The 1,817-nt window shown below is 63.9% G+C and carries 2 protein-coding genes; both read right to left on the bottom strand.

What is annotated here, in order from left to right:
- On the bottom strand, positions 1 to 1,397 hold a 1,397-nt coding region (locus LY631_RS20275), incomplete at its 3' end, for an NAD(P)(+) transhydrogenase (Re/Si-specific) subunit beta (RefSeq protein ID WP_274427436.1).
- Position 1,398: 1 nt separating this feature from the next.
- Positions 1,399 to 1,815: an NAD(P) transhydrogenase subunit alpha gene (locus LY631_RS20270; RefSeq protein WP_274427434.1), complete on the bottom strand. Its 417-nt coding sequence runs from the start codon at positions 1,813 to 1,815 to the stop codon at positions 1,399 to 1,401.
- Positions 1,816 to 1,817: the final 2 nt, after the last annotated feature.

Here is a 1,817-nt window from a genome sequence, read left to right as displayed (position 1 = left end):
TATTCGTCGAGCGCCTTGACGATGTTTTCGGTCATCTTCTTGGCGTCGCCGAGCAGCATCATGGTGCCGTCCTTGTAGAACAGCGTGTTGTCGATGCCGGCATAGCCGGAGCCGAGTGAGCGTTTGACGAACAGGCAGGTGCGCGCCTTGTCCACGTCGAGGATCGGCATGCCGTAAATGGGCGACGAGGAGTCGTCGCGCGCGGCCGGATTGGTGACGTCGTTGGCACCGATCACATAGGCGATGTCGGCCTGGCTGAACTCGGAGTTGATGTCTTCGAGCTCGAAGACCTCGTCATACGGCACCTGGGCCTCGGCAAGCAGCACGTTCATGTGCCCCGGCATGCGGCCGGCCACCGGGTGAATGGCGTACTTCACCTCCACACCGGCCTCCTTGAGCTTGTCGGCCATCTCGCGCACGGCATGCTGCGCCTGGGCCACGGCCATGCCGTAACCCGGCACGATGATGACCTTCTGCGCGTTGGCCATCAGATAGGCGGCATCATCGGCCGAGCCCTGCTTGACCGTGCGCTCGATGCCGTCATCGACCGCTGCCGCCGTCTCGCCGCCGAAGCCGCCGAGGATGACGGAGATGAAGGAGCGGTTCATGCCCTTGCACATGATGTAGGACAGGATCGCACCGCTAGAGCCGACCAGCGCGCCGGTGATGATCAGCGCCAGATTGCCCAGCGTGAAACCGATGCCCGCAGCCGCCCAGCCCGAATAGGAATTGAGCATGGAAACCACGACCGGCATGTCGGCGCCGCCGATGGGAATGATGATGAGCACACCCAGCGCCAGCGACAGCACCACGATAGCCCAGAAAACCGCGGAGCTCTGACCCAGCACAAGCGCGGCGATGAGGACGACCAGCGCGACGCCGATGGCGATGTTGATCCAGTGCCGCATGGGCAGCATGATCGGCTTGCCGGACATGCGCCCGTCGAGCTTCAGGAAGGCAATGATGGAGCCCGTGAACGTGACGGCGCCGATGGCCACACCGAGCGACATCTCGACCAGCGCCTGGGCGTGAATGGCGCCGACCTCGCCGATGCCGAAGCTCTCCGGCGCATAGAGCGCGGCTGCCGCGACCATGACCGCGGCAAGACCGACCAGCGAGTGGAAAGCGGCGACGAGTTGCGGCATCTTGGTCATCTGGATGCGCCGCGCGATCGTGGCGCCCACCGTGCCACCGGCGGCCATGCCCAGAACGATGAGACCAAACCCGCCCCAGGAGGGCGTGGCGATCGCCAGCGTGGTGAGAATGGCGATGCCCATGCCCACCATGCCGAAGAAATTGCCTTGGCGGCTGGTGGTGGGATGCGAAAGCCCCCGAAGCGCCAGAACGAAAAGAATGCCGGAAATCAGATAAAGAAAGGCAGCAAGATTGGCGCTCACGTCACTTGTCCTTCTTTTTGTACATCGCCAGCATGCGCTGGGTGACGAGGAAGCCGCCGAAAATGTTGACGGACGCCAGGACCAAAGCGACGAACCCAAAGCCGGTGGCCAGGCCCGAAGCCGAAATGCCGACCGCCAGCAGCGCCCCCACGACGATCACCGACGAAATGGCGTTGGTGACCGACATCAGCGGCGTGTGCAGCGCCGGCGTCACCGACCAGACGACGTAATACCCCACAAAGATCGCCAGCACGAAAATGGCGAAGCGGAAGACGAAGGGGTCAATGGCCCCGCCCGACGCGCCATGCGCAAGCGCGCCAGCGGCATCAGCCACCTCCATGTTCTCGGCAGCAGCGCGCACGCTCCCCGCCGCACGCTCAAGCTGCTCAAGCGCCTGTTCAAGAGCGGTGGGTTCCATCA

The sequence above is a fragment of the Chelativorans sp. YIM 93263 genome, from assembly GCF_028767125.1.
GTDB lineage: Bacteria > Pseudomonadota > Alphaproteobacteria > Rhizobiales > Rhizobiaceae > Chelativorans.
The sequence above is the reverse complement of the archived record's forward strand: the minus strand, read 5'-3'. Positions and strand labels throughout refer to the sequence as shown.

Coding starts and splice junctions, on each gene's coding strand:
- LY631_RS20270 (WP_274427434.1), bottom strand. CDS start 1,815: ATGGAACCCACCGCTCTTGAACAGGCGCTTGAGCAGCTTGAGCGTGCG.